The following is a 2,214-nucleotide window of genomic DNA, read 5'->3' as shown; positions in this document are numbered from 1 at the left end:
TCGTGCGGGTCGGAACTTACCCGACAAGGAATTTCGCTACCTTAGGACCGTTATAGTTACGGCCGCCGTTTACTGGGGCTTCAATTCATACCTTCGCTTTCGCTAAGCACTCCTCTTAACCTTCCAGCACCGGGCAGGCGTCAGCCCCTATACTTCACCTTACGGTTTTGCAGAGACCTGTGTTTTTGTTAAACAGTCGCTTGGGCCTATTCACTGCGGCCTACTCTCGTAGGCACCCCTTCTCCCGAAGTTACGGGGTCATTTTGCCGAGTTCCTTAACGATGGTTCTCTCGCTCACCTTAGAATTCTCTTCCCAACTACCTGTGTCGGTTTGCGGTACGGGCACCTCTTATCTCGATAGCGGCTTTTCTTGAGAGTTTGGCTTCATTGACTTCGCTACTTTATTTCGCTCCCCATCACACTTCAGTCTTTTCAAGCAGCGGATTTGCCTACTACTCAACCTTTGTGCTTAGACGTCCTATTCCATCAGGACGATCAATTAGCCTCCTCTGTCCCCACTTCTCTCAATCGATATTTGGTGGTACAGGAATTTCTACCTGTTGTCCATCGGCTTCACCATTCGGCTTCACCTTAGGTCCCGACTTACCCAGAGCGGACGAGCCTTCCTCTGGAAACCTTAGTCTTTCGGTGGATAGGATTCTCACCTATCTTTCGCTACTCACACCGGCATTCTCACTTCTAACCTCTCCACCTCGCCTTACAGCTCGGCTTCTACGATGTTAGAACGCTCTCCTACCATATAACATTAGTTATATCCGCAGCTTCGGTTGTATGTTTAGCCCCGGTACATTTTCGGCGCGATGTCACTCGACCAGTGAGCTATTACGCACTCTTTAAATGGTGGCTGCTTCTAAGCCAACATCCTGGTTGTCTGTGCATCATCACATCCTTTTCCACTTAACATACAATTTGGGACCTTAGCTGGCGGTCTGGGCTGTTTCCCTTTCGACTACGAACCTTATCACCCGCAGTCTGACTCCCGTTGATATTTATCTGGCATTCGGAGTTTGTCTGAATTCGGTAACCCGGGATGGGCCCCTAGTCCAAACAGTGCTCTACCTCCAGTAAACTCACAACGAGGCTAGCCCTAAAGCTATTTCGGAGAGAACCAGCTATTTCCAAGTTCGATTGGAATTTCTCCGCTACCCACAGCTCATCCAAACACTTTTCAACGTGTCCTGGTTCGGTCCTCCATTCAGTGTTACCTAAACTTCAACCTGGCCATGGGTAGATCACTTGGTTTCGGGTCTACTCCATCATACTATTTCGCCCTATTAAGACTCGCTTTCGCTTCGGCTCCATGTCTTCCACTTAACCTCGCATGATAAAGTAACTCGCCGGTTCATTCTACAAAAGGCACGCCATCACCCCCTAAAGGGCTCTGACTACTTGTAAGCACACGGTTTCAGGTTCTCTTTCACTCCCCTCCCGGGGTTCTTTTCACCTTTCCCTCACGGTACTGGTTCACTATCGGTCACTAGGTAGTATTTAGCCTTACCAGATGGTCCTGGTAGATTCCGACGGAATTCCTCGTGTTCCGCCGTACTCAGGTGCTCTCTCGCGCCAACTTAGCATTTCGTATACAGGACTTTTACCTTCTACGGTCTAACTTTCCAGCTAGTTCTACTATACTTCGTCATACGCTTTGTTGAGAGTCCTACAACCCCAATATGCAAGCACATTGGTTTGGGCTCCTTCCTTTTCGCTCGCCGCTACTAAGGAAATCGATTTTTCTTTCTCTTCCTACAGGTACTTAGATGTTTCAGTTCCCTGCGTTACCTCGCTTTCGCGTACCGCCCTTTTAAAAGCGGTGGGTTCCCCCATTCGGATATCTACGGCTCTTTGCTTACTTACAGCTCCCCGTAGCATTTCGTCGTTTGTCACGTCCTTCATCGGCTCCTAGTGCCAAGGCATCCTCCGTGCGCCCTTTACTACTTAATCGTGTGTAGCTTTTACGCTTCGTTCTTTTCCTTGAACTCTTTGTGAATAAGTTTTTACAACTTACTTACTTACTTACTTTTTTCTCGGTTTTTGTAAATCTGTTTCTTTTACTTTATAGAAAATTATTTTTGATCTAATATATATATTCAGTTTTCATTGTGCTTGAGTATTACTTGAACACTCAAAACTAAACGAATTATCAACGTATTCCTTATCCTTAGAAAGGAGGTGATCCAGCCGCACCTTCCGATA

General features: G+C 47.1%; 1 rRNA gene. It reads right to left on the bottom strand.

Annotation, left to right across the window (positions count from 1 at the left end):
- Positions 1-1,962, bottom strand: a 23S ribosomal RNA gene (locus KH109_RS09635); the annotation flags it as partial.
- Positions 1,963-2,214: the final 252 nt, after the last annotated feature.

Source organism: Veillonella sp. (assembly GCF_018381775.1).
Classification (GTDB): Bacteria; Bacillota; Negativicutes; order Veillonellales; family Veillonellaceae; genus Veillonella.
Note: the sequence above shows the minus strand (reverse complement) of the source record. Positions and strands in the feature narration are given on the sequence as shown.